The sequence below is a fragment of the Bowmanella yangjiangensis genome (assembly GCF_017255015.1).
Lineage (GTDB): Bacteria > Pseudomonadota > Gammaproteobacteria > Enterobacterales > Alteromonadaceae > Bowmanella > Bowmanella yangjiangensis.
Genome location: NZ_JAFKCS010000001.1, coordinates 358,503 through 383,442 on the forward strand (window position 1 = coordinate 358,503; position 24,940 = coordinate 383,442).

Below are 24,940 nucleotides of genomic sequence, written 5' to 3' on the forward strand. Positions count from 1 at the left end.
GAGGTGAACATGCAAAAATCCATAGTGACCCTGGCATGCCTGCTCGGCATGCCAGCTCTGGCCGCCGACAAGCTCGGTGATGAGCAGGCGCTGTATGACATTGCCGGCCAGGTATCGGCCGCCCGTATTGAACAGGATGTTCGCAAGTTGGTGAGTTTTGGTACCCGCCATACCTTATCTGACACTCAGTCGGACAGCCGCGGCATCGGCGCCGCCAGGCGCTGGATTAAGGCTGAGTTTGATAGGATTTCTGCCCAATGTGGGGGCTGTCTTGAGGTGTATTATCAGTCGCAAACCATTCAGGGCGAAAAGCGCATTCCTGAGCCTGTTGAAGTAGTGAGTGTCATCGCCATACAAAAAGGTCAGACTGACCCAAGCCGTTATGTGGTGATGTCCGGCGATATCGACTCGCGAGTTTCCGATGTAATGGATGCGGTATCGGACGCACCGGGGGCCAACGACAACGCTTCTGGCCTGGCCGGGGTACTCGAAGCGGCCCGCGTGCTCAGTCAATACCAATTCCATGGCTCTGTGGTGTATGCAGCACTGGCGGGGGAAGAGCAGGGGCTGTTCGGCGGCAAGATTATGGCCGAACAGGCGCTTAAAGACGGCTGGCGGGTTAAAGCTGTGCTTAATAACGATATGATAGGCAATATTGCCGGTATCAATGGGGTAATAAACAACACCAGTGCCCGTTTGTTTTCTGAAGGCACCTGGGTAGTGGAAACCCCGCAAGAGGCGAACAAACGCCGTTTTACCGGTGGCGAAGTAGATTCACCCTCTCGCAATCTGGCCCGTTATATCGACAAGATTGCCGATACCTATATTCCCAATCTGGATACCATGATGGTCTATCGTCTGGACCGATTTGGCCGCGGTGGCCATCATCGTCCCTTCAATGATGCCGGTTTTCCTGCTATCCGTATAATGGAAACCAACGAGCATTATGATCGTCAGCATCAGGATTTACGCAGCGAAAACGGCACTGTGTATGGCGATACCCTGGATGGCGTGAATTTTCCATATGCGGCCAAGCTAACGGCCCTAAATGCAGTAAGCTTAGCCAGTATGGCCTGGGCTCCCAGTCCGCCAGCTAAGGTAGAAATCAAAGGGGCAGTGCAGCCTTCAACTACCCTAAGCTGGGCACCCGCCGCCAATGCTGAACGAGACCTGGTGAAAGGCTACAAGATTTACTGGCGTTATACCGACCAGCCGCAGTGGCAGTTCAGCCGTTATGTTGGCAAGGTCAATAGCTTTACCCTGGAAAATGTGGTGATTGACAATTATTTCTTCGGCGTGGCCAGCGTGGGGCAAAATGGCCTGGAAAGCCCGGTGGTATTTCCCGGTGTAGCCGGCGCTTTTGGCGAGTAATGATTTAGTGGCGATCAGTTAGCTGTTTAACTTTGATAGCCGCTAACCGATTGCCGGGATGAGATGTCCAGCTTCCTTATCGTTTCCTTTCCAAATCGCAGGTATCTGTTGGGAAGGGAAAATCCATAGGTTCAGCGTATTATTCAGTAGGCTGAGCGGTAAAACCCTGCTAGTCTGAATGGTGTACTTGCAGCCTTTCGTGAAGTCAGCCGTAGCCGAAAGTCTTTTGCCTCTGAGTCATAAGCTGTTTCACTGTTTCGATGAATATACAACAAAACTTAGCCATTCGGCTGTTACGGGTTCTACGCTACAACAAAGCCCGACATGAGCGCGCTCTGGCATTATTGCCCGAAAACAAGCGTCCGATATTCCATGTGTTGCCCTTTCTTTTGCATGTTAATCATCCTGCTTTGCCTGGTTTTGTTGCCGATGATGATGTTGCTTTTGGTCTGACTAACTATTCCCTGCGTGAGTCCGTGGTCAATTCACTTAAGAGTGTGTTCCCACAGCAGCTATCGTTATTTGATGATTTTCGCCAGCTTTGGCCAAAACAGCGACTGATTGACTCCTTAGTATTGATGGGCAGCGTTGGCACTATTGCGCAGTCGGATGACTCGGACTTTGATTACTGGGTGTGTATTGACCCACAAGTGGTAAAACCTAACGCGCGTAAGCTATTGCAACAAAAACTGCAACTGGTTGAACAATGGGCTGCTCAACATGACATGGAAGTGCATTTCTTTTTATCGGATATCGACAAAATAAGACGCAACGACTTCGGAGAAGCGGATGGCGAAAGCTCTGGCTCGGCACAAGCGGTGTTCTTAAAAGCTGAGTTTTATACCACCAATCTGGTGGTGGCCGGTAAGCTACCTTTTTGGTGGTTGATGCCCGATAAGGTTAATGACAAGCAGTATCAGGAGTTGATGAACAGTCTAAAGCCTGGCGAACCACCTGATCCCAAACTCTTTATGGACTTTGGCAATTTACAGGAGATGGACTCTCGAGAGTTGTTCGGTGCTGCTATTTGGCAGATAGTCAAAGGCATGGATTCGCCGTTTAAGTCGGTGCTGAAGATGGCCAAGCTAGAAGTGTTTTTGGAGAATATTCAGCACAAGCAGCCATTGTGTAACCTACTTAAAAAGTACGTACATACCGGTGCTAACCCTTTGGCACATCAGGAATATGTTGATCCTTATGCGCTGATGTTTGACGAACTCATTGCCCATTACCAGCAGCAGGATAACCAGCAGGTTGTGCAACTTTTACAGTTAAGTCTGTATTTAAAGTGCGGTTGTACGCTCAGCCAGGAAACGGGCGATAAACACCATAGTTTTAAGCGCGAGATGATTAGTCGATATGTTTGGGAGTGGGGGTGGAGTGCAGATAAGCTGCGTAAGATTGATAATATTGCCAGTTGGAATTTTAGTGAGAAGTCCCTGCTTAGTCGCCAGGTGCATGCCTTTTTAATCAACTGTTATCGTCGTATGTCCAGCCGTATTGCCGGACAGAAACAAACCGTTAGTCAGGAAGATATGACGGTTATCGGGCGAAAACTGGATACTTTCTACTCCAAAAAAACGGATAAAGTCGAATATCTACGCAGCGTGTTCGACGACGAGCTGTATTGTCGTACTGTGAGTATTAAAGCCGACCCCGATACCATGCTTAAGCGCAATTGGTCTATGTATGCCGGGGATCAGATTTCGGCTAAGGCCAGCACACTGCGTAATGAACACCTCAAGTCCAGCGATAACCCTATTGATCTGGTCGTCTGGGCGGTTTGGAACAGGATTATGGATAGTAAGACCCGCATCCAACTGGACTACCATACCGAACCGGTTACAGAAGAGGATTTGTATAAGCTGGTCAGTAAGGCTGAAGAGCTATTTCCTCCACTACGGGTCTCCGAATTGCCTCGTCAGGCATTGTTGTCACCGGCTAAAGTAACCAGCTGTCTGGTGGTGCTGAATTTTGAAAGTCGCCGTTTAAAGCCGGAAGTGGATACGGTCAGGGTGATATACAGCAATAGTTGGGGAGAATTGTACTCGCAGTCTGGGATGCAGGCACTGGAGCCTTTGCGTAGGGAGTTGGGCAATGATGGATTGGCCAGATTGGCGCATTTACTGGTGCCGGATGGTTCCCATAAGCAGCGCCTGTACGACAATTTTGTGATGCGTACCGGTCTGGAATTTCGTCATATTGTTTAGCCGTGCCTATCTCGCTTTGTGGCGTGATATTTGGTACTGGAAAGGCCGCACGGCTACCGCTACCATGAGCGTTTTCAGCTAAGGGAACGCCATGATTATCCAACAGCAAACCCAGGACCTGCCCGCACCAACCGGGCTGATGCGTACTACCCTATACCGACCCCAGCAAGCAGGTCGTTTCCCCGCCGTGATCTTTTATTCTGAGATTTTCCAGCAAACCGCACCTATTGCCCGCACTGCTGCCCTGTTAGCCGGTCATGGCTTTGTGGTGCTGGTGCCAGAAGTATTTCATGAGCTAAATCCCATAGGCACTGTGCTGGCTTACGATGATGCTGGAAAAGACAAAGGGAATCAGGATAAGTGGACAAAGCCGCTAGAGGCGCACGATAGCGACACTCAAGTGTTAGTAGATTTTGTCCGGCAGCAAGCCTACTGCAATGGCAATGTTGGTGCTATGGGTGTTTGCATTGGTGGGCACCTTGCTTACCGGGCGGCACTTAACCCAGATATTAAGGCGGCATTTTGCCTGTATGCGACCGATATTCACAGCGACACTTTGCCCGCGAAGCCAGGCAATCAGTCGTTTGAGCGTATGACGGATATCCAGGGTGAAATTCACTTTATCTGGGGCCGGCAGGATCCGCATGTGCCGGCTGATGGACGCTTGAAGATTTATCAGGCGCTACTGACTAGCGGTATCAATTATCAATGGACGGAAGTGAATGCTCAGCATGCTTTTATGCGTGATGAGGGGGAACGTTATGATCCGGCCCTGGCGATGATTATGTATCAACAAGCGGTTGCGCTGTTTCAACGGGTACTCTGGCAATAGTCATTCACTGGCCCGGCGCCCGCGAGGGCCAGTGATAGTCTCATTTATATGGATTTCTTGACTCTCTGCCTTTCTGTGTTAAACAAATAGTTACCTTCAGCCCGCGGAATTCAGGGGAGCACCTAAGGACCGCGGGCATTAACTTGGTAGTACAAAGCCCACGACTTCTCATCATCAGCCTTTGATGAACACCTGTTTTATGGGGCTTGTGCAAGGGCAAACAGCATCTGTGCACCCCGCCTTTGATAAGATAAATAAAACGTCTGTCGACGACGCAGCCTTATCGTCACCATCTTAACGCCAGTTTGCCTGAATTCATTGGCAGTAAAGGGATTATCTGCATATTGCCATTGGCCGTTGAAGCATAGCCTCAGCAGCAGACAGGGGGAAATTAAAGTTGGATGTGCCCCCGGTTTGACTGGCGGATAAAATATCTATGGGGGAAGTTTAGGTAATTAACCTGGCAACCTATGACTTGTCCTGATTTCTCGTCTAAGCTGGAACAACCATCAGTTTTAGGCAGTAACAGAATGATAAACCTAGATAATTTAAGGCTGAAAACCCTACTGGCCGGCGCCATGGTATTGGCATTGTTTCTAACCATATTGATTAGCTCATTTATCAATATTCGGCAGTTCTCGGGGATGTTTTATGAAGTCACTGAAAATGAGCATCTGCCTAATGTCACTGAACGCGCCCGAGCCCAGATAAAAGCAGAGCTGCAAGCGCCCATCGCATTTTCTCAAGGCATTGCGCAAAACGACTACATACAGCAATGGATCTTAAATGGTGAGGATCCTGCGAAGCTCCCGGATTTGCTTAATTATACGCAGCGTTTTATTCGCGACTATGGCGCCGCCTCGGTCTTTTGGGTTTCCAAACCCAGTAACAACTACTACAACCAGGATGGACTGTTCAAACAGGTGTCGGAGCAAGTCGCCCGCGACTCATGGTTTTTTGACTTTGTCAGAGGCAGCCAGGATATCGCATTGAGCATGGACATTGATGAAGTCACAAATAGCCTGACGGTGTTCGTGAATGTGCTTGCCAAGAGCAAGGATGGGCAAGTGTTGGGTGTAGCGGGGTTGGGTTACGATGTGTCTGCCATTATCCGCATGGTGCAGGAACACAAGGTTGGTGAAAATGGCTATATGTTTTTACTGGATGGCGACGGCAATGTGGCGGCACATCGTGAAAATGCCATGCTCAACAAATCCCTGGCACAATTGTCTGCTTACACTGATGTAGCAGGAAAAATTACAGCAAGCTCAGGCGACTTTACTTTATTTGACGGCCAGATTGCCGATGAATCCGTATATATTGCCACCTCTGATCTTAAAGACGTAGGCTGGAAACTGGTTACCGTTCTGCCTAAGGCTGAAATCAGCGATAAGGTAAATGCGGTGGTGCAGCTGTCGGTTATTACCGCAGTGGTGCTGGCGGTGATTTTTATCCTGTTGTCTTTGTATATCGCCAATCGGGTCAGCGGGGCTATCAGTCAGGTTGGAGACAAGCTGCTGAGTATGTCTGCATCAGGCGGGGACCTAACCCAACGCCTGGATGCCAGTACTGACAATGAACTGGGCTACCTTGCCAAGGGGTTTAACGCCATATTGGCAAAGTTTTCCGATCTTGTCAGAGAGATTAAAGAGGCCGAATCGGCAATCAATAGCGGCGTTGGCAATCTGAAAAACACCTCGCTGCAATCGGTGGAGTATTCCGAGGATCAGCGTCGACAGACAGAAATGGTTGCTACTGCCATTACCGAAATGGGGCAAACCATCGGCGAGGTATCTTCTGTTGCACACAAGACTGCGGCGGATACCAGCACGGCGGTTAAGGATACGCACGATACCAACGAAGTTATGCTGAGCCTTGCTGCGACCATGAACGAGTTGGCCGGGGCAATGAAACAAAGTGAAGCCTCAATAACGGAATTGGCGGGCCAGGCTGAAGCCATCAACTCGGTGGTGGATGTGATTAGCAGTATTTCTGAGCAAACCAATTTATTAGCCCTGAATGCCGCTATTGAGGCCGCCCGAGCTGGTGAACAAGGGCGTGGCTTTGCTGTAGTTGCAGATGAGGTACGTACTCTGGCCAGTCGCACACAGGATTCCACTAAAGAAATCCGTGCCCAGATTGAGCAACTGCAAAGCGCGGCTTCAGCCAGTTTGACTACTATAAAAAGTGGCGCGCAAAGTAGTTTGGAGCTGGCCGATAGTGCACAGTCGGCTTCTTCAGCGTTGACCGCTATTCGCCATCGCTTTGACAGTATCAGTGACGGCAACCATCAGGTCGCTGCCGCAACAGAGGAGCAAACGTCGGTAGTGGACCATATCAATGAGTCGGCACAAACTATTGCTACCATGGCTAACAATATTCACTCGAGCGCAGAAAGCCAGTTGCAGGAGATTGACAGGTTGACAGCACGTGCTCAGCATATGCGCCAAATCGTTAGTCAGTTTAAGGTGTAATGACAATGAAAAAACTTATGTATCTAGGCTTATTAGCCCTGCCTACGCAAGCTGATGTGTTATGGTCGGATTTTAGTCTCTCTTACCTAAATGGCAGTCATTACGAAGTAGGGGATACAGACCGAGAGGTCGCTACCTTTGAATATGTGACTGGCACAAGCTGGGGCGGTATGTTTATGTTTATTGACCGCCTTCACTCTGATAATGGCGATAAAGAAACCTACGGCGAGTTTTCACCCAAGTTCACCTTGCTTGAATTTGACCAGTCAAGCTGGGTTAAGAGCATATCGGCAGCTGCCACCATCGAGATTGGTGAAGATTTTACCCATTATTTATACGGGGTTGGGGCGGGTTTTAAACCTGTGGGATTCAATTATCTGAATGTCGATCTGTATCGTCGCAATAACGACAGCGGGAAGGATAACTGGCAAACCACCATTACCTGGGCGGTGCCTTTTGAAGTGGCCTCAAGTGAATGGTTGTTTGACGGTTTTCTGGATTGGAGCTCCGCGATTGGTGAGCAGGGCACAGCGGCCAGCATGAATTGGACATCTCAGCTCAAGTGGAATTTGGCGCCATATGTGGGGCTGAAATCACCACTGTATATTGGGATGGAGTATGTTTTTTGGAACAACAAATACGGCATTCAAGGGGTTGATGAACGCAATGCCAATTTGCTGCTGAAGTGGCACTTCTAAATATCTCTAAAAGTGGGAGCTTAGGCTCCCACTCTCGTTGCTAAGGCATACTTTTCATAAAGCGGTGGAATTTTTCCTGGCCTTTAACCAGCCATCTTGGGGCGGTATCGCCAATGCCGACCAATTTTAATTTCGGGTGATGTGCGACTACTGCGCCAACCAACGGTTCCTGTTCGGGATCAAGATCGACAAACAGCAGATGCTTACCCGCTTTGAGCAAACGTCTGAATCGGCGAAAGCGACGATTCGGCACCTGAATACCGATAAGTCCACCTTCCCAGGTGCAAAAACCTAAAACAACAACGGCCAAAAACACAAAGGGCAACCAGCCCGCGGCGGTGCTCGCCCAACCCAGCCAGTACGCCAGTCCCAATATGAGTGCCGCGCCTAGCGTACCTATTAAGGCACCCGTTTCTGTGGCATGCACCACATCTTGTTTAAATACCGATTCGATGGCATTGAGGTGGTGCTGTTCTACCTCTGCATCTTTATCACTAAGTACATGAAAATGAGGTTTACTGACGCCAAGAGCAAGCATCTCATGCTCTACCACTGACAAGTCACGCAAGTCGTCACTTAAATAGTAGTGTCTTAACATCTCCCACTCCTTTTCTGTTGTAACTAACTCTTATTGCAATACAGCTCGGCCAATCCGCGCTAGTTATGCAGTAAGCTAGTTATTGAAAGTATAGTCTGTGGTGGGAAAGGCGCATTTACATGCGACCAATGGTGGGTTGAACAATATTCGCACCGCCACTAACATCTCGACGCGCTAATGGTCTAGCCCGTCGCAAGCCACTCTAAACCGTGGATTTTGTAAGGGTATAATTATTGGATTTCCTGATAGATCAGGTCGGGAATTGACGGAAATAGCAATTGGAGGGCACTTGTCCAACCCGGAACTACAGTTTGAAGCTATTCAGCAGGCCATAATGGATGCTGCGGTAGATGCCATTATCATCATTAATGATAAAGGGTTGATCAGCTATTTTTCGTCGTCTGCCGAGCGCTTGTTTGGTTATGACAGGGTTGAGGTATTGGGGCAGAACGTCAAAGTTCTGATGCCTGCCAAAGATGCACATGCCCATGACGGATATTTAGAGAATTACACCCGCAGCGGTCGAGCTAAGGTTATCGGTATTGGTCGCGATGTGCTTGGTCGTCGCAAAGATGGGAGTATCTTTCCTATGCATTTGAGCGTTGGAGAGGCTCAGACGGCGGAAGGACGTTTGTTTGTTGGCATTTGCCATGACCTCAGCGAATTCAAAGGCCTTTTGGAACAGCTGAGCTCCGCCGAAAGACGCTACAAAGACATCATCCAATATCAGCGGGAATTTATTTGTCGCTTGAGCAGCAGTTTGCGCCTTAGCTTCGTCAATAATGCCTTTTGTGAACAGCTAGGCTACCAAGAATCCGAAGTGCTGGGGATTTCTCTGATGGAGTTCATCCATGAGGATGACCGCCAAAAGGTGGAGTCGATTCTCAACCGATTGCGTGCTGAACAGGATGAAGCCAGCTTGAGTCTTTCTTGTGCCGTGCTGGACCAACAAGGCAGTACACATTTTATCGACTGGACCTTTAGAACCCTGCCAGCCAGTTCCGAGTTTCACTACGAGATTCAAGCAATTGGTAACAATATTACCGAGCAGGTGAAGGCCAAGCAGCACGCCAAGTTCTTGGCCGAATACGATAGTTTGACCGGCTTTTTCAACAAGGATGGTCTTAACCGGGCTTTTGCGCGCACTTTAGGTAACGCTGAGCATTACGCAGTATTTTTCACCGACTGCTATCGCTTTCGTCTAATTAATGAAAAGTATGGCCAGGATGTAGGCGACCTGATGCTGATTGAGGCGGCGCAGCGTATTAAATCATGCATGCCTGCTGACAGTTTGATATGCCGCCCTGGCGCCGACGATTTTCTTCTGGTTGTACCTCTGGAGGATAAAGCTCAAGCCTTGCAGCTGGCTGAAACCCTGTTGCAGAGCATTATCGAACCTTACGTCCTGGCGGGAGAAAAACTGGTGTTGTCGGCTGTGGTAGGCATCAGCTTTTACGGAGATGGGGCAACAGATCTGCCAGTGTTGGTTCGCCAGGCCGAGTCCGCCATGTTTGAGGCCAAGGCCAGCCATCATCCCGTGCGGGTTTATCATCAGGATATCCATCAGCAACTCACCATGCGTTTGGAGATTGAGCAAGGTATACGCAGAGCCTTGGACTTAAATCTGTTCGAAGTGGTTCTGCAGGCCAAATATAATCTGGCGGACATGAGTCTGGACGGCTATGAAGCCTTGATTCGCTGGCATGATCCGGAGCTCGGTACCGTCAGTCCTCAGGTGTTTGTGGCGATTGCCGAAAAAGTCAATTTGGGTATCGAACTTGACCTTTGGGTGTTGTCCAATGTGCTACAGCAGATTTCCACTTGGCGGAACGCCGGTTTTAAGGTCAAGCCTATTGCGGTGAATATTACCGCCGCGCATTTCTCTTTGCCGGGATTGTTCAGTCAGGTCGAACGAATGACAGCCGAGCTGAATTTGCCCATGAATTGTATTGAGCTTGAGATTACCGAAGGGGTAGCGATGGGAAATTCTCAGGTTATCATGGACAACTTGCAACTGTTCAAACGACACGGCGTCAACATCGCCATCGATGACTTTGGTACAGGCTATTCTTCATTGGGGTATCTCAAAGACTTGCCGGTACAGTTGTTAAAGATAGACAGAGTGTTTATCAAAGATATTGAACATCCGAAGAACTATGGTCTGGTAAATGCCATGATCGCTATGGCCGACGCGGTAGGTATGCGAGTATTGGCTGAAGGCATAGAGACAGAGCGTCAGCGTGATATCTTGTTGAAGATGGGGTGCGATTTAGGGCAGGGTTACTTGTTTGCCAAGCCAGTAAGCTATGCAGAGATTGAAGCTACTCTCCTCTCAGCTTAAGGGCTGGCAAACAATTCAGGATTCATAATAATCAATATTTTGTAAGACTCGACTTTGCTGCTAAGGATGACATTTTCCAGCTCTGTTTCACCGAGCCTGAGGCTGTCGATAATCTCTGCATTGATCAAGTGATCGGTACATTTTTCATTTGGCAGAGCACATTGTAAGGCCAGCCGTACAGCAAGATAAACGATGGCAATATCGGTTTGCTTGAGCGCCAATGCTTCATTGTGCTGATTAGCGATAGGGGTAAAGAGGTTCGACGGCAGATTCCACAGCATGAGAATCTGAGCGCTGCATTCCGCATAGGTAAAGCCCAACAGTTGCTTTTGTTTATCCCAAGGTCGTATCTTTTGTTCAAACTGCTCACATTGAGAAGCCAGCTCAGGGGAACGATTGGCCACTGCCAGTTCACCAAAGTTATGCAATAAGCCAAGTAAAAAGAAACGCTCGGTATCTTTTTGCCCGGTTTCAAGGGCCAGATGTTTCGCGATTAACCCTGCGTACACGCTTTGCTGCCAAAAGCGCTCCAGATCAATAGCATTGTTTTCAAAATGCTTGAAGGCGCTACGCGCAGTTTCGGTCATGACCAGGCTATACAGAGCTTTGGCTCCTATGGCGCTGACAGCACGGCTGATGGTACTGATCTCTGTATTAAAGTTGTACAGCGCACTGTTTGCCAGCTTGAGCAATTTGCTGCTTAGTGAAGGGTCCAAAGAAACGACATTGGCAATATCGGCTGCAGTTGAACTGGGATCTTCCAGTAATTCCTTAATACGCGTACAGGCGTCCGGCAAGGCAAATGAGTCGGTCACGGCCATAGCGTAATCAGTGGCTTGCATAAGTTAATTAGTCCTTTTTAGTCTTCTGATCTCAGGATAGTCGAAAGGTCGAAACTTTAACCACCTAACAACAGTATTTCCCTGGCTAATTATCTCATTGTGCAACATATCTTGCTTGCCAGATGTTCATGCCACGGTATGATTTGACATATCCTTACTAAAGGGAAGTCATGTTGTTGGACTTGTTACGTCACTACTTTACCTACCCTCAGGACAATTTGCTGATGTTCGGCAATTACGATTCCTGGCTAGTACTACTGTCCATTCTGGTTTCTATTTTTTCCTCCTCCATGGCTATGCAACTGGCTGGCCAAGCACGGCAAACAACACAGCGAAGCGCTTTACTCTTATTCGCAGGCAGTGTGGCATTGGGAGCCGGTGTGTGGTCTATGCATTTCATCGGCATGTTGGCCTTTCAATTATGCACAGAAGTAAATTACGCTACTAATCTGACCTTGCTATCCATGCTGCCAAGTATGGGAGCATCCTGGGTAGCCTTGTCATTGATCAGCCGTAAGCAGGTTAGCCTGCTGCAGCTCACATTAGGTGCGGTACTAATGGGGGCTGGCATAGGCACTATGCACTATGTTGGCATGGCGGCCATGCAAATGGCGCCAGCACTGAAATACGACCCCTGGTTGTTCGGGCTATCTATCTTTGTGGCGGTGGCCCTGGCTTGGTTATCGTTGTGGGTACGCTTTGGTATCAGACGTTTTACGGCGGCTCAGCTTTCACCCACCGCATTGAATCTGTTCAGTGGTACCGTGATGGGGCTGGCTATCAGCGGTATGCACTATACCGGTATGGCGGCGGCACGTTTTGTGCCACCGGAGGGGATGCAACTTAGCGAGCAGATTAACCATTCTGAAGTGATGGCGCTCGGTATCGCGATTACCACTATTTTGATGACGACTATGGTGGTCATCGTTAACTTGCTGTTCAAATATAGACAAATCAGTCAGGTGGCAAGACGCAATGAAACACGTCTAAAAGCCATGATGGATACAGCGGTTGATGGTGTCGTTACAATAAGTGAAAAAGGCTTAGTGCTGGGTATAAACCAGGCTGCGGAGAAAATCTTCGGTTGGCGGGCTGACGATATTCAGGGCAAAAATGTCAGCATGTTAATGCCTCAGCCGTTTTCTGATGAGCACGATGATTATCTGGGGCGCTATTTGCGTACCGGCGAGGCCAAAATTATTGGCACTGGACGTGAGGTGCTGGCGCTGCACAAATCCGGCGTCACCTTGCCGGTGAGATTGGCTATTGGCCATGCCAGGCTGCCGGGTGAAAACTTATTTGTCGCCTTTATTACTGATATCAGTCAGCGGCTGCGCATGGAAAAGGCGCTAAAAGACAATGAAGCCAAATACCGTTCTTTAATCAGTAACATTCCAGGTGCTGCTTATCGCTGCCAGGCAGATATTGGTTTTGCCATGATATTTATCAGCGAGGCGGTAGAGCAACTGACGGGCTTTGCTGCCGAGGACTTCATCCTGCCCAATCCCAAGCGAAACTTCTCTGATTTATTTCATCCTGAAGACAGAGACAGACTCTTGGAAATGTCCTGCTATGAAGAGCATTTTTGCGTGGAGTACCGGATTATTGACCGCTTCGGCAATGTGCGTTGGATGCTGGACAATGGCGGCCCGGTGCGCAATGAACAAGGGGAAGTGGTTTGGCTGGATGGTTTCATTATGGACATTACCAGCAGAAAACAGATGGAGCAGGAATTACTGGTGGCCAAGGAGCGTGCTGAGCAGGCTGCTGCGGCTCGTTCGGCGTTTCTGGCGAACATGAGTCATGAGATCCGTACACCCATGAATGCCATCATTGGCTTTAGCGATGTGTTGGTGAATAGTCAGCTTGATCAAGAGCAGCAACGGCATCTGAAAACCATCAATCAGTCAGCCCGATCACTGTTGCATCTACTCAACGACATTCTTGACAGTGCCAAGTTAGAAAAGGGCAAGCTGGAACTAGAGTGGCGGGATTTCTCTATGATGGAGTTAACCGACCAAGTGGTGTCTACCTTGTGGTTACAAGCGCGCAAAAAAGGTTTGGAGCTGACTCTGCATCTTGCCCCTGAATTACATGAATTTTATCGAGGGGCACCTGACAGAATTCGCCAAGTTTTGACTAATTTAGTCGGCAATGCCATTAAATTTACTGAACAAGGCCAGGTTAGGCTGGACGTCGGTGTTGAGCAGGAAGGGGTAGTGCGCTTTTGTATCACCGATACCGGTATGGGGATAGAAGCCGAGCGCTTAAGATATATCTTTGAGCCTTTCACCCAGGCGGATGCTTCCATGAGTCGGCGCTTTGGCGGAACGGGTTTGGGTACAACCATCAGCAAGCAATTAGTGGAACTGATGGGCGGGCAGATTTGGGCCAACAGTACTCCAGGTATGGGAAGCACGTTCGGTTTCAGCCTGCCCCTGAATGAAGGCCAACCTGTTGTCGCCGTTGATAAACGTACGGCGGCCAGATTACCTAGTCTGCGCATATTGGTGGCCGACGATATTCAGCAGAACCAGGATTTGCTGAAGCTGTTGCTTGGCAATGCTGGTCATCAGGTTGTGGTGGCTAGCAATGGACTTGAGGCTCTGGAGCAGGTTAAGCAGCAGAGCTTTGATCTGGTGTTGATGGATATTCAAATGCCCGAGTTGGATGGGTTGGCTGCCAGCAGGGCGATTCGTGCCTGGGAAGCAGAGGTTGGCCGCGGGGCCTTACCTATCATTGCCTTAACGGCCAGTGTTCTGGATGAAGACAAACAGGCTGCCAAGGACGCAGACATGCAAGGCTTTGCCAGTAAGCCTGTGGATATGCCGGCTTTAATCCTTGAGATAGCTAAGGTTCTTGGGCTTGATTTAAAGCCCGAGATTGAGCATAAGCAACCCAATGGTGAAGCCAAGTTGGTTAATATGGGGAAGGCTTTGCAACTGTGGGGGCAGGAAGCCACTTATATTAAAGAGCTGCTTAGTTTCGTTGGTCGCTATTCAAGCTTGCCAGAACAACTCCAACAGATGCTTGAGAATGCTGATACGGCAGCTCTGCTGGAACGAGCCCATGCGCTAACGGGACTCTGTGGTAATTTGGCGCTTGAGACCCTGGCGGAGTTATCCATGCAGTTGGAGCGTCAGGCCAGGCAGGGCCAGCTGGCGCAGAGTGATAGCATTATTCAAGCTTTGCAAATACAAATGACTGCACTAGAAAACTGGCTAGGTGAGCAGAGTGATATGCAGCTCACTATTGCAGAACAGCAACTGGTCGCAGACCGTGGTGAATGTCTGGACATACTGCTACGGCTACAGAAAGCGGCCGCTGCCAATGAGTTTGATGATCAAGCTCTGAATGACTTAACTGCGCGTTGTGCGGGCGTTTCCGGTCCTTTAATGGAGGCCATTGCAGAGGCCTTTAATGAATTTGATTTTGTTGCTGCAAGTCAATTGCTTGAGCAGGCGTTGACCATTATTAATGAGGGGAACAAGCAATGAGTGTGGCAGACCAACCCAGCATTCTGATAGTGGATGACGAACCGGCTAATTTGAAGGTGTTGAAACTGGTTTTGCAGGAACAATACCGTTTGATTTTTGCTCGTTCAGGCGAGGAAGCCCTAAACATTGCCAAGCGTGATAAGCCCGATTTGATCTTACTGGATGTGATGATGCCTGGTATGACGGGGTTTGATGTTTGCTTGCAACTAAAAGCTGATACGGCGCTGGCAAGCATCCCCGTGATATTCGTTACGGCGTTGAAAGATGAGGTGGATGAAACCCGTGGCTTTGATTTGGGCGCCGTCGACTACATCACAAAACCTGTTACCCCTGCGGTAGTGAGAGCCAGAGTAAGAACTCACCTGTCATTGGTTAAAGCGGATGAGATCAAACTGAGTCGTCTTAGGATAATTCAATGCCTTGGACGCGCCGCTGAGTATAAAGACAATGAAACCGGCAACCATGTGCTGCGCATGAGCCACTACGCCAGGATCATTGCGCTGGCGTATGGGTTTTCTGAGCAGCACGCCGAAGAGTTACTGCATGCGGCACCTATGCATGATATCGGCAAGATTGGCATTGCAGACCATATTCTACTTAAGCCCGGTAAGCTAACCGCCGAAGAATATCGTGTCATGCAGGATCACCCTGAAATTGGTGCGGAAATCCTCGGAGAATGTGACTCCCGCTTAATGCAGATGGCCAGGACAGTGGCACTCTGCCATCATGAGAAGTGGGACGGCAGCGGATATCCAAAAGGCCTGAAAGGCGAAGCTATTCCTATCGAAGCCAGAATTGTTGCGCTGGCTGATGTGTTTGATGCGCTGACCAGTGCAAGGCCCTACAAGGCGGCTTGGTCCATTGAAGATGCCTTAGCGCATATTCGTGAACAGCAAGGTAAGCATTTTGATCCTGCACTGGTTCCTTTGCTTGAACAGGAAATAGACAGCATTCTGGAAGTCAAAGCGCGCTGGGTAGACAGCTAGCATCTTTTATTTTTGACAAATGCCTAGTGATCAACTGGTTTGATGGGTCACTAAGCAGCGCATTTCTTTTGCTAACCATCTTGTCATATTAATTCGCGTTTACGGGGAATGTTTTCGCTCGTCTGGGCTTGTTGAGCCTCGTAAACCGGGACAATGATCTCGTTAAAATCATTCATAAATATGATGTATGTGTTGGTTATGTATTTTTAATTTGAATTGAAAATACTCATCCTCATAATACTGATACATCTGTTTTGTGAATGTATTTTGCTGTGAAATATATATTTAATTTGTTAATAGGGGCGGCTTTTCTGTTTACACCTAGACTGATGGCAGACCAGGGCATTGCCATTGATTTGTTGCGTGGTGAAGGTGACCTGACTGGCGTCAGACTGGCTTATCGTCCTTACTATGGACAGTTGACCAGCATCGACTGGCTCGGAGAAGTAGATATTTACTTTGAGCTGAGTTTGAACATTTGGGAGTTTAGCGCCGACAGTTTCGACGAAAACAATTTGGTGTTGGCGCTTTCACCAGTGATCAGCAAACAATTTACCACCTTGTATGGCTACCCATTGAAATGGGAGTTTGGCATAGGTTTTTCTTTGGTGGATGACACCCGTTTTGCCAACAAAGACATAGGTTCACACTACCAATTTGAAGATCGTCTGGGATTGGTACTGCAACTGGAAGACAAAGAATCGCTGTCGCTGCGCTATATGCATTATTCCAACGGTGGTCTGAATGACAAAAACCCTGGTATGGATTTTATCAATCTTTCCTATGCCTGGCGCTTTTAAAACAAAGCTGGTGTCAGGCGTTAGATGATGCGTCGGCAAATTGCCACTGTATAAGTTTATCTGCGGCCAACGGACGGGCAAAATGGTAGCCTTGAAAGCGTCTGCATCCCATGTCACGCAGACGCTCAACCTGCCATTGCTGTTCGACACCCTCACAGACGATTTCCAAGCCGAGATGATGACTGATATCAACAATAGCGCTGACCAACTTATGAGTACTGGCAGTTTGGAGATCATCCACAAAGGACTTATCGATTTTTAAAATATCCAGTGGCAAATCTTTAAGATAGGACAGTGAAGAATAACCTGTACCAAAGTCATCCAGTGCAAGTTTGAAACCCAGTTCGCGAAGCCTATGCAGTTTCTGCAGTGTATCAGTTTTATCATTGAGTAAACCGGTTTCCACCAATTCAATCACGATTTCGGTTGGGTTGATATCGTAGTACAGCATCTGCTTTTGCAGATTTTCCACAAAGTCGGCATCAAGGAATTGCAAGGGAGAGACATTGATAGCCAAATGTTTGGGGTAGCTAATATTTTGTCTTCGCCAGGTCTGGATCTGACGAAACACAGCATCAAATAGCCACTGACCCAAAAGACGGATCAAGCCGGTTTCTTCGGCCACACTGATAAACAGGTCGGGGCGAATCATGCCTTTTACCGGGTGTGCCCAGCGGATCAGTACCTCCGCACCCAATAATTCGCCCTTGGAGGTGGTCTGTGGTTGAAATAATAGGAAAAACTCGCCTTTTTTTATGGAATCGGCCAGTTCTTTCTCTAATAGTAAGCGATCATCTAGCAGACTTTGTAAGGCCGGGTCAAAGCGTCGTATACCGCCGCTGCCTTCCTCTTTGGCTTGTTTTAGGGCGGACTCGACAAAGCGCAGCAACTCCTCCTGATTGTTGGCCTGGCACGCTAGCGCTGATCCTATGCTTGCAACCAGTTTAAGCTGTCTGCCAGCAAGCTCTATGGGGGTTCGGATCAGGCTCGCGATGGTCTCGCCATGCAGTTTTATCATCGGGTCGTCTCTACCCTCTATGCCTTGTTTGATAAAGGCAAAGCTGTTACTGCTGTAGCGAACAATCAGATCCTCTTCCTTTGCATCGGCTTTGAGGCGTTTAGCCACCTCTTGTAGTACCCGATCGCCAACAGCCTGGCCGTGTAGTTTATTGATATCTTTAAAGCCGTCGATATCGATCAGCAGTAACTGGAAGGTTGGATAGCGTTGCCAGGTATTTGCAGGTTGATTAGTCAGCCAATCCCAAAGCGCCTTACGGTTCGGCAAATTAGTCAGACTATCAGTGTAGGCCGCACGTTTTAGCCGCTGCTCTGCACCTTCTCGCTGTATTTCTGCGGCGGTGCGCGCGGCAAACAGCATGAGGGTCTGTTCAAACTCTTCAATAGGTTCTATTTCGTGTCGAAACAGCAACACTATCAAGCCAATAGGATTACCGCTGACATCTTTAACCGGCATCCCCAGATAAGCCTGAATATGTTCCTGGGCCAATATTGAGTCCTGAGGAAATTGTTGCTGTACATTCTGGTAGTAAGTGCAGATCTCTTTGTTTCTAAGTCCCTGACAAGGTGAGCCGCTAAGCGGATATGTAAATCCCTCGACAGGCTTGCCGTCTTTTTGCATGGCTAACACTTGTACTTGTGCCGCCTCTTCAATATTTGTTTCGAATTGCCCGATAAAGCAAATATCAGACTGGTAGAGCCGTTGTAATTGCTCAACCTGATTGGCATAAAAGCTACTGCCGTCCTGATACACCATACCGCGCATCAGCCCTTGCAGCGCTCCGGCAACACGTTCACTGGTAGTTAACGCCAACTGAAGTTTTTCACGCTGACGGTGCAGTTGCTTGGCGACGTTAATGCACACTAAAAGCAAAAAGTAGTTGAAGGTAAAGCCAACCAGCTGCACTGAATTGATTCGACCAGTTTGAATGCCTGCCGCAAGTACCCAGGTGACCATCAGCAACATTACGAAGAAGCTAATGCCCATGGCCATCAACCTTTTGCCCTGTTTGAGTAATATCCAGCAGCGCCAAAGCAACCATAAGATAAGAATCAGCCCGGTCAAATGCAAAAGAATACCAGCCCAATGTAATGGGCCGACAAAATTTTGCAGCATATAACCTGTATCACCTGACCAGGTGACAACCTGGTCAATATGGCTGAATTTTAGGCCGTAAGGCAGTACAAAGTTGAGTACCGCTAATATCAGCGACCACACCAAGAGTAACTGTAGCCATATTCTTGTACTTGTCTGGCCGGTCCAGACCGCAAAACAGAAATATGCCGCTGGCAGTATGGCGACATAACAGGCAGTTTGCAGCTTCAGCCAGTAGACAGCTGATTCCTGGTCTTGTATCTGGTGATATTCAAAGGTGGACCATTGATATAACGACACAACCAAACACAGAAAAATGAAGGTCGGATACGCCTGATGATTGTGCTGATACAGGCCGGAAGCCAGAACCAACAAAGACACCATAAGAATCATGGCGATAGAGGCGGCAAACAGGGCTGGTGTAGACAGAAGACTGATATGCATATGACCTGTAATCCCTTGCGAAACAACAAAGCGTCTATGTCAGTATCATTCATTCTGCTCATCTATCAAGGTGACACACTATAGTGAATTCCCCCGCGGCCTTGGTATAGAATAGCCGTTTGTGTTTGTAGTCCATGGGCCATGCGGCCTGCCTCCGGATGGATACGCCATCCGTGTACAAGGAACTTTATGCCTGGATTAGTCCGCCTGATACTGATTGATACCCACCTGCCAGGGGTGGTTGAACTAAAACTAGATGGTCACACCAACATATGCGGCACCAATGCCTCAGGTAAAACCACCTTACAGCGCTTGATTCCGGTTTTTTACGGTGAATATCCCAGCCGCGTAGTACCCGCCACTCGTGATAGCTTTGAACGTTGGTATTTACCCCGCGAGTCGAGCTTTATTATTTATGAATATCGCAGTGGTGAAGAAGAGCTTTGCCAGTTAGTACTGACTTCCACAGGTAATGGTGTCAATTATCGCTTCATTGCCAAGGGCTTTGATCTGGATGACTACCTGTACCAGAACAAAAGTGGTAAACACACCAGCCTGCCGGCTGTTGAGCAAGCCAGGGCATTGGCGCGAAATGGCTTTACCGTCAGCAAACAGCTTAATACCAAAGATTTTCGTGCCGTGTTGCAGAATGATCGGGGCGTGATGAACTCGTCCAGCAATGGCCGTGAACTGCTGGGTTATGCACGCATTTTCGCGCTGTGTGAAGCGCAACAGAGCCTGCGTCATATTGAAAAATTGGCCAAAGCTGTGCATTCCCGTGAAGGCAAGATGGAAACCATCAAGGCCATGATCGCCGCCATTTTGGAAGAGGACGGCGTACAGCCGCCCAGCTCGGGTCTGAGCCGCAACAAGGTGGAAGATTGGATCCGCGAGTGTCACCTGATCAAGGAATTTGACGCCATTCGTCCGCAGTTTAGCCGCTTGGAACAGGCTAATCATGAGTTAAGCCAAAGTGAGTTGCGCCTGGCACAGCTGCGCCAACAATTCTCAGTGGACCTGACCCAATTGGCGGCCAGCATAGTGCAGCATGATGGCAAGCTGGAAGAAACCATATTGACTCTGCGTAAGCAGGAAAGCGACTGGGCTATCACCCGTGACGGTCTGAATCAGCAACTCTCCGAAGCCAAAGCCGAAGTCCGTACCTATGAAAGCGATCTGGAAAGGGTCGAAAAGGAGTACCTGGATTGGCAGGATAAAGACATTGAAAGCCTGCAGAAGAACCTCAACCAACTAACGCAGTGGCAAAGCCAGTTAGATGGTGCGCAGGCTCGCTACAGCTTGTTGACCGATCAGCATCAGGATGTGGAGTCCAGCTATAACAAACAGTTAGCTGGCATCAGCGAAAAGCTTAGCCAGGAGCAGGAGCTTTATGGTGAGAAGCAGCAGGAACTGAAAGAGAAACTGGCCGATGCCCGTACCGACGAACAGCGCAAATTGGCTGAGCTGCGCCAGGACTACCAGCAGCAACTGAGCACTGCCCAGCAGGACTATCAACTGCGCTTGCAGGAGCTGAAAGTACAGCATGCAGAGTTGTCTGCGGCCCTGCGCAATGCCGGTTTTAACGAGTTTGAACAAAGCCAGGTGGTGCTGCTGGAAGAGAGCATTCAGGAAGCCGCCGAACTGGAAGACAGTGGACGTGACAAACAGCGTCGTCTGAATCAGGAGCTGAGCCAGGCCAATAAGGCGCGCAGTCAGGCAGTCAATGAGCTTGAACAGGCCCGCAAACAGTTTGCCAAGGCCCAGCAGCAGGTCGACAAAATTGAAGCGCTGCTATATCCGGGCCAGGGCAGCTTACTGGAATTTGTGCGCCGCGAGTTGCCGGATTGGCCGCAATCGCTGGGTAAAGTCATCAATGCTGAGCTTTTGTCCCGCCAGGATTTAAAACCGCTGTTCAGTGAAGCGCAAGACAGCCTGTTTGGGTTGAAGCTGGACTTATCCCTGCTGGATACCCCCGAGTATGCCCACAGTGAACAGCAATTACAGGCGCAGCTTGATGAGGCGCAGCGTTTACTGGCTGAAGCAGTGGAACAACAGAATCTGGCCGAGCAGAAGCTGGCACAGGCATCTGAAGCGGTGCGTAATCAGGAACTGAAACAAGCCCAGGCTGACAGCGAACAGCGTACCCTGGAAGCCAACCGTAAGCGTTTGCAACAAGATAAAGAGCAGCTACTGCAGGAGTATCGTGCGGCCCTGGCGGAACGTAAGCAGCAGAACAAAGACCGTCTGAAGGACAATGAAAAACGCCAGCAGCAGGTCGAAGGCCAGCAACAGCAAGCTCTGGCTGAAATCCGTGACCAGCAGCGTGACGCCGAAACCGAGCTGCAGTTCCATTGGCAGCAGGTGACAGACGATTTACGTAGTCAGATCACGCAGGTTGAGCAGCATATTCAACACAGCCGTCAGCAAGCCTCCAATGACAAGAAGCAGGCACAGCTGTGGCTGCAAAATGAATTGGCCAAACGTGGCGTGGATGTGGACGAAATCGCCGCGTTGCGCAAGCAGATTGAGACCCTCAAAGCCGACATTCTGAAAACCGAGAAAAGCCGTGGGCTAGTGAAAGATTACGAGCACTGGCATGCCACTGTGTATCTGCAGCACAAGGTCACTTGGCAGCAAGGCCTGGCTCGCGCCCGTAAGGTGCTGGCGGAATCGGAACGTGAACTGGCTAAGCAGGAAGGGGCCTACAAAGAGCAGCGTATTCAATTGAAAGAGCTGCAAACCCAGATGGAGCAGTTACTGAAAAATGCCCGTGAGCAGGAGCTGGATGTTAAGAATCTGCATGCGCAGTTAAACCGCCTAAGCCTGCCTAAAGCCGAGGTGGCGGCGGATAAAGCCAGCATCGGCCAGCGTTTGGGTGAAGGTCAGCAACTGCTACAACGCCGTGACAAACTGCTCAGCGACATCAAGGCCTATGTGGAGCATTTTGATTCTCTGATTGCCAGTCAAGCCGGAACCGGCTTGGCCGAAACCTGGGAGCGCTCCAGGGAAGAATGTGCGGTGGTGAATGCCCAAGGCGTGCGCACTGTGGAGCATCGCCGTCTGGTCAGTCATTTGGATCAGTTACTCAATGTATTGATCCCGCAAAAACTGCAAGGCTTGCGGGATTTGGGTCGTACCTTTGGTGCTGACCTGAGCCAGTACTACAAGGTACTGGAAGATATCGACAAGCGTATCGTCACCCAAAGCCGTCGTATCAGTCAGGAAGTGGAAGAAGAGCTGTTCCTGGATGGCGTTTCAGACTCGGCCGTGCGTATTCGTTCCCGCATCAGCGAGCTGGAGTTCTGGCCTGAGCTGACTCAGTTTAACCGTTTGTATCAGGAATGGTTGGAAGATGGTGCCGCTGATCTACCGCCCGATGACTATGCCATGAGTATGCGCCGGGTGATGGACATTCTCGGTCGCGCGGCACTGGCCGGTGGCATTGGTAAGCTGCTGGATATTGAATTGCAGCTGAGGGAAGGCAAGAGCGACCTGGTGATTCGTACCGACCGTCAGCTTAACGAGTCGTCCAGCCATGGTATGGCCTACCTGATTTTGTGTAAGTTCCTATTGGCCTTTACCCGCTTATTGCGTGGTAAGGCGGATGCGGTGATCCACTGGCCGATTGACGAGTTGGGTACTTTGCACCAAAGCAACGTGAAGAAGATCTTTGATGCCTGTCAGAACAACAATATCTCCGTTGTCGGCGCTTTCCCTAATCCGGAGTCCGAAGTCTTGACCTTGTTTGATAACCGCTACCTTATCGATAAAGCAAGCCGCAAGCTGCAAGTGGTACAGCCTAAGGTCAGCGCCATTAGTGAGCGCTTGCGTCAACGTAATCAAGAGCAGGAGAAAAGCGCATGATCAGTGAACAAGGTCGTATTTTAGAACGTTTACTGTCTGGCGATTTTATCTGCGAAATCAGTGATGAAGACGGTTGGCGTTATTTGAAACAAAGCGCCAATTTTGAGGCTGTGGACCAGTACCTAAGCACGCTGAATCGCAGCTTATCATCGGCTGCCGATGGGCAGGTCTACTTTGCTGCATACCGCACTTTGGGTGAGGGTGAGCGAAAAGTCTTATCCAGTCAGTTCCAGGAAATTGCCGCAGGTTTACTGCCCTTAGTGGAATGGTTGTTGTTAGTGCAGCAAAGCAGTGGCTCGGACGTTCCTGTGACTCAGGGCAGCACCATTCGTTCCAATGAACTGCAAACCACTATCGAAGACACGCCAGCCTATAAAGAGCAACTGGCTAAAATTGCGCGTTACCGGTTGTTTAATTCCAACAGTACCGAGGTGGTCGGTCAGCTTAACCTGGTGTTCAAGCGGTTAACCGAATTGGGTTACCTGCTCAGACCTAATCCTGACAAGCAGATTTATATTGCTACCGGCAAAATAGATTATCTGTATGAAGTGCTGCGCTTTATCGATGAAACCGAAGCCTTGTCACTGGCAGAGCAGGCTGAGTCTGCCATTGCTCAGGGGAGCCTGCTGTGAACCAGAACCTGCATCAGGCCGGGGTAAAACTGCTTAACGCCTTGTCGCGCAATGCTGATTTGATCATGCAGGTGTACTTAAGCGGTACCCTACATGAAGGCGATGCCAGCCCCGGTGCGTTGGATAACCTCAAAAAACTGGGAATTTTATGGCGCCCGGAGGCTGGTGGCCCGCTTAGGTTAAAGAAAGCTGTCCGTACGTTACTGGAAAGTAGCTTACAGGATGAGCGCAATCGGCAGATAGACACCAACATAGGGTCGACTCTGGCCAGCCTGAAAACCCTGGCGCAGCACTATAAGGAAGCCCTGGCTCACCATCGTTATGCCGAAGCTCAGGCACATATGAACGATTTGTCCGAGCATGTTTATGCCCTGACCGAATCTCTGGGCAATAGCGTGCGAGCCCTGTTCAGCCGGATCAATAACGAGTTTGGCTATGTGGCCTCCATTGATGCCAAGATACGGGAAAACGAGCTGGCGCAAAATCAGGTGTCCGAATTACTCAGCCAACTGGAGATGTTTCGCTTTGACGAACTGTCTGATGTGGCTGGCAGCATACGTGAACTTCGCCATTTATTGGTGGTGGCCTTGCAGCAAAGCTTTGCGCGCTGTACCCAGGAACTGAGTATCGCACAGTCTCGTTTGTTGGAGTTACTGGGGCGTTTTCGTGAATTTCGTGGCAAAACCCGGCTGCTTAAGGGCTTTTTACTGCATATGGAGCAGCAGCCTGATTTTGCTCCGGCGAATTATGCTAACCACAGTCAGGTGCCAACCTTATTTAATCTGGCCAAGCCCTTGTTACAACCAGCGGCAGTGGATGTAAATCGGGTTGATCACGAGCAGGACTTGCTGCTGCTGGTTGGTCGCATTAAAGCCCTGCACCGTGCTGACAAACCCATCGATGAACAGCGTGCGGCACAGAGTATTGAGGTTGAAAATCAGGGCCAGGTGGAATTGGACGACAAAGCCATTCACCAGGCGGTGGAAGCCTACTTCTGTGAGGTTATTGATACAGGCCAGCGGTTGACAGCCCTGCAATACCTGACCAAGCAAGGGCTGGATTTTGATCCCGAAGTCTGGATTTATCAGGTAATTGGCGGATATCAGGGCCTGGCAGAAGAAGACCGTAAATTTTTTGCTCTGGAGCCCGAGGTTGAGAACCATCCCATCTTCACCGGTAATAATATTGTCCGTGATATTGAGCTGGGCCTCAGATAATTTCGCATCTACTGATAGTTA

General features: G+C 49.4%; 15 protein-coding genes. 12 read left to right on the plus strand and 3 right to left on the minus strand.

The window, feature by feature from the left end; translation table 11 throughout:
- Positions 1–48: 48 nt before the first annotated feature.
- The 5 genes from J0A65_RS01630 to J0A65_RS01650 all read left to right on the plus strand — a co-directional run bounded on the left by J0A65_RS01630 (position 49) and on the right by J0A65_RS01650 (position 7,585).
- A complete protein-coding gene (locus J0A65_RS01630) occupies positions 49–1,371 on the plus strand; it encodes a M28 family metallopeptidase (protein ID WP_232849696.1) in 1,323 nt (440 codons plus the stop codon).
- 260 nt (positions 1,372–1,631) lie between these two features.
- Complete coding sequence (locus J0A65_RS01635) at positions 1,632–3,581, plus strand: class I adenylate cyclase (RefSeq protein WP_206592362.1); 1,950 nt, start codon at positions 1,632–1,634, stop codon at positions 3,579–3,581.
- Between the two features lie 91 nt (positions 3,582–3,672).
- Positions 3,673–4,413 carry a dienelactone hydrolase family protein gene (locus tag J0A65_RS01640; protein WP_206592363.1) on the plus strand — a complete coding sequence of 247 codons (741 nt, stop codon included), beginning with the start codon at positions 3,673–3,675 and terminating at the stop codon, positions 4,411–4,413.
- Positions 4,414–4,943: 530 nt separating this feature from the next.
- Positions 4,944–6,887, plus strand: a complete 1,944-nt coding sequence (locus J0A65_RS01645) for a methyl-accepting chemotaxis protein (protein ID WP_206592364.1) — start codon at positions 4,944–4,946, stop codon at positions 6,885–6,887.
- 5 nt (positions 6,888–6,892) lie between these two features.
- Positions 6,893–7,585: a nucleoside-binding protein gene (locus tag J0A65_RS01650; RefSeq protein ID WP_206592365.1), complete on the plus strand. Its 693-nt coding sequence runs from the start codon at positions 6,893–6,895 to the stop codon at positions 7,583–7,585.
- 40 nt (positions 7,586–7,625) lie between these two features.
- On the opposite strand, the gene J0A65_RS01655 is transcribed toward J0A65_RS01650, so the two are convergent.
- Positions 7,626–8,183 carry an NAD/FAD-utilizing enzyme gene (locus J0A65_RS01655; protein ID WP_206592366.1) on the minus strand — a complete coding sequence of 186 codons (558 nt, stop codon included), beginning with the start codon at positions 8,181–8,183 and terminating at the stop codon, positions 7,626–7,628.
- Between the two features lie 289 nt (positions 8,184–8,472).
- On the opposite strand from J0A65_RS01655, the gene J0A65_RS01660 reads away from it, so the two are divergent.
- The gene (locus tag J0A65_RS01660) at positions 8,473–10,524 is read left to right on the plus strand and encodes a putative bifunctional diguanylate cyclase/phosphodiesterase (RefSeq protein WP_206592367.1); all 2,052 of its coding nucleotides are present in this window, start codon (positions 8,473–8,475) and stop codon (positions 10,522–10,524) included.
- Here the strand turns inward: J0A65_RS01660 and J0A65_RS01665 are convergent.
- The gene (locus J0A65_RS01665) at positions 10,521–11,366 is read right to left on the minus strand and encodes an HDOD domain-containing protein (protein ID WP_206592368.1); all 846 of its coding nucleotides are present in this window, start codon (positions 11,364–11,366) and stop codon (positions 10,521–10,523) included. The genes J0A65_RS01660 and J0A65_RS01665 overlap by 4 nt on opposite strands.
- 170 nt (positions 11,367–11,536) lie before the next feature.
- Here J0A65_RS01665 and J0A65_RS01670 point away from each other — a divergent pair, with 170 nt between their 5' ends.
- The 3 genes from J0A65_RS01670 to J0A65_RS01680 all read left to right on the plus strand — a co-directional run bounded on the left by J0A65_RS01670 (position 11,537) and on the right by J0A65_RS01680 (position 16,649).
- Positions 11,537–14,863 (plus strand): MHYT domain-containing protein, encoded by a 3,327-nt coding sequence (locus tag J0A65_RS01670; RefSeq protein ID WP_206592369.1) that lies wholly within the window; start codon positions 11,537–11,539, stop codon positions 14,861–14,863.
- Positions 14,860–15,849, plus strand: coding sequence for a response regulator (locus J0A65_RS01675; protein WP_206592370.1), 990 nt, complete (start codon positions 14,860–14,862; stop codon positions 15,847–15,849). The genes J0A65_RS01670 and J0A65_RS01675 overlap by 4 nt, the downstream gene beginning before the upstream one ends.
- A 329-nt stretch (positions 15,850–16,178) precedes the next feature.
- Entirely contained in the window at positions 16,179–16,649 is a 471-nt protein-coding gene (locus tag J0A65_RS01680; protein WP_232848477.1) for an acyloxyacyl hydrolase, read from the plus strand.
- Between the two features lie 13 nt (positions 16,650–16,662).
- On the opposite strand, the gene J0A65_RS01685 is transcribed toward J0A65_RS01680, so the two are convergent.
- Positions 16,663–19,206, minus strand: coding sequence for a putative bifunctional diguanylate cyclase/phosphodiesterase (locus J0A65_RS01685; RefSeq protein WP_206592372.1), 2,544 nt, complete (start codon positions 19,204–19,206; stop codon positions 16,663–16,665).
- A 189-nt stretch (positions 19,207–19,395) separates the two neighbouring features.
- On the opposite strand from J0A65_RS01685, the gene J0A65_RS01690 reads away from it, so the two are divergent.
- Genes J0A65_RS01690 through J0A65_RS01700 form a run of 3 tightly spaced genes read left to right on the plus strand, consistent with a single transcriptional unit; the run spans position 19,396 to position 24,919 of the window.
- The gene (locus J0A65_RS01690) at positions 19,396–23,070 is read left to right on the plus strand and encodes an ATP-binding protein (RefSeq protein ID WP_206592373.1); all 3,675 of its coding nucleotides are present in this window, start codon (positions 19,396–19,398) and stop codon (positions 23,068–23,070) included.
- Positions 23,067–23,702, plus strand: a complete 636-nt coding sequence (locus tag J0A65_RS01695; RefSeq protein ID WP_206592374.1) for a condensin complex protein MksE — start codon at positions 23,067–23,069, stop codon at positions 23,700–23,702. Before J0A65_RS01690 ends, J0A65_RS01695 begins: the two co-directional genes overlap by 4 nt.
- A complete protein-coding gene (locus J0A65_RS01700) occupies positions 23,699–24,919 on the plus strand; it encodes a phosphoenolpyruvate carboxylase (RefSeq protein ID WP_206592375.1) in 1,221 nt (406 codons plus the stop codon). Before J0A65_RS01695 ends, J0A65_RS01700 begins: the two co-directional genes overlap by 4 nt.
- The last annotated feature ends 21 nt before the right edge of the window (positions 24,920–24,940 follow it).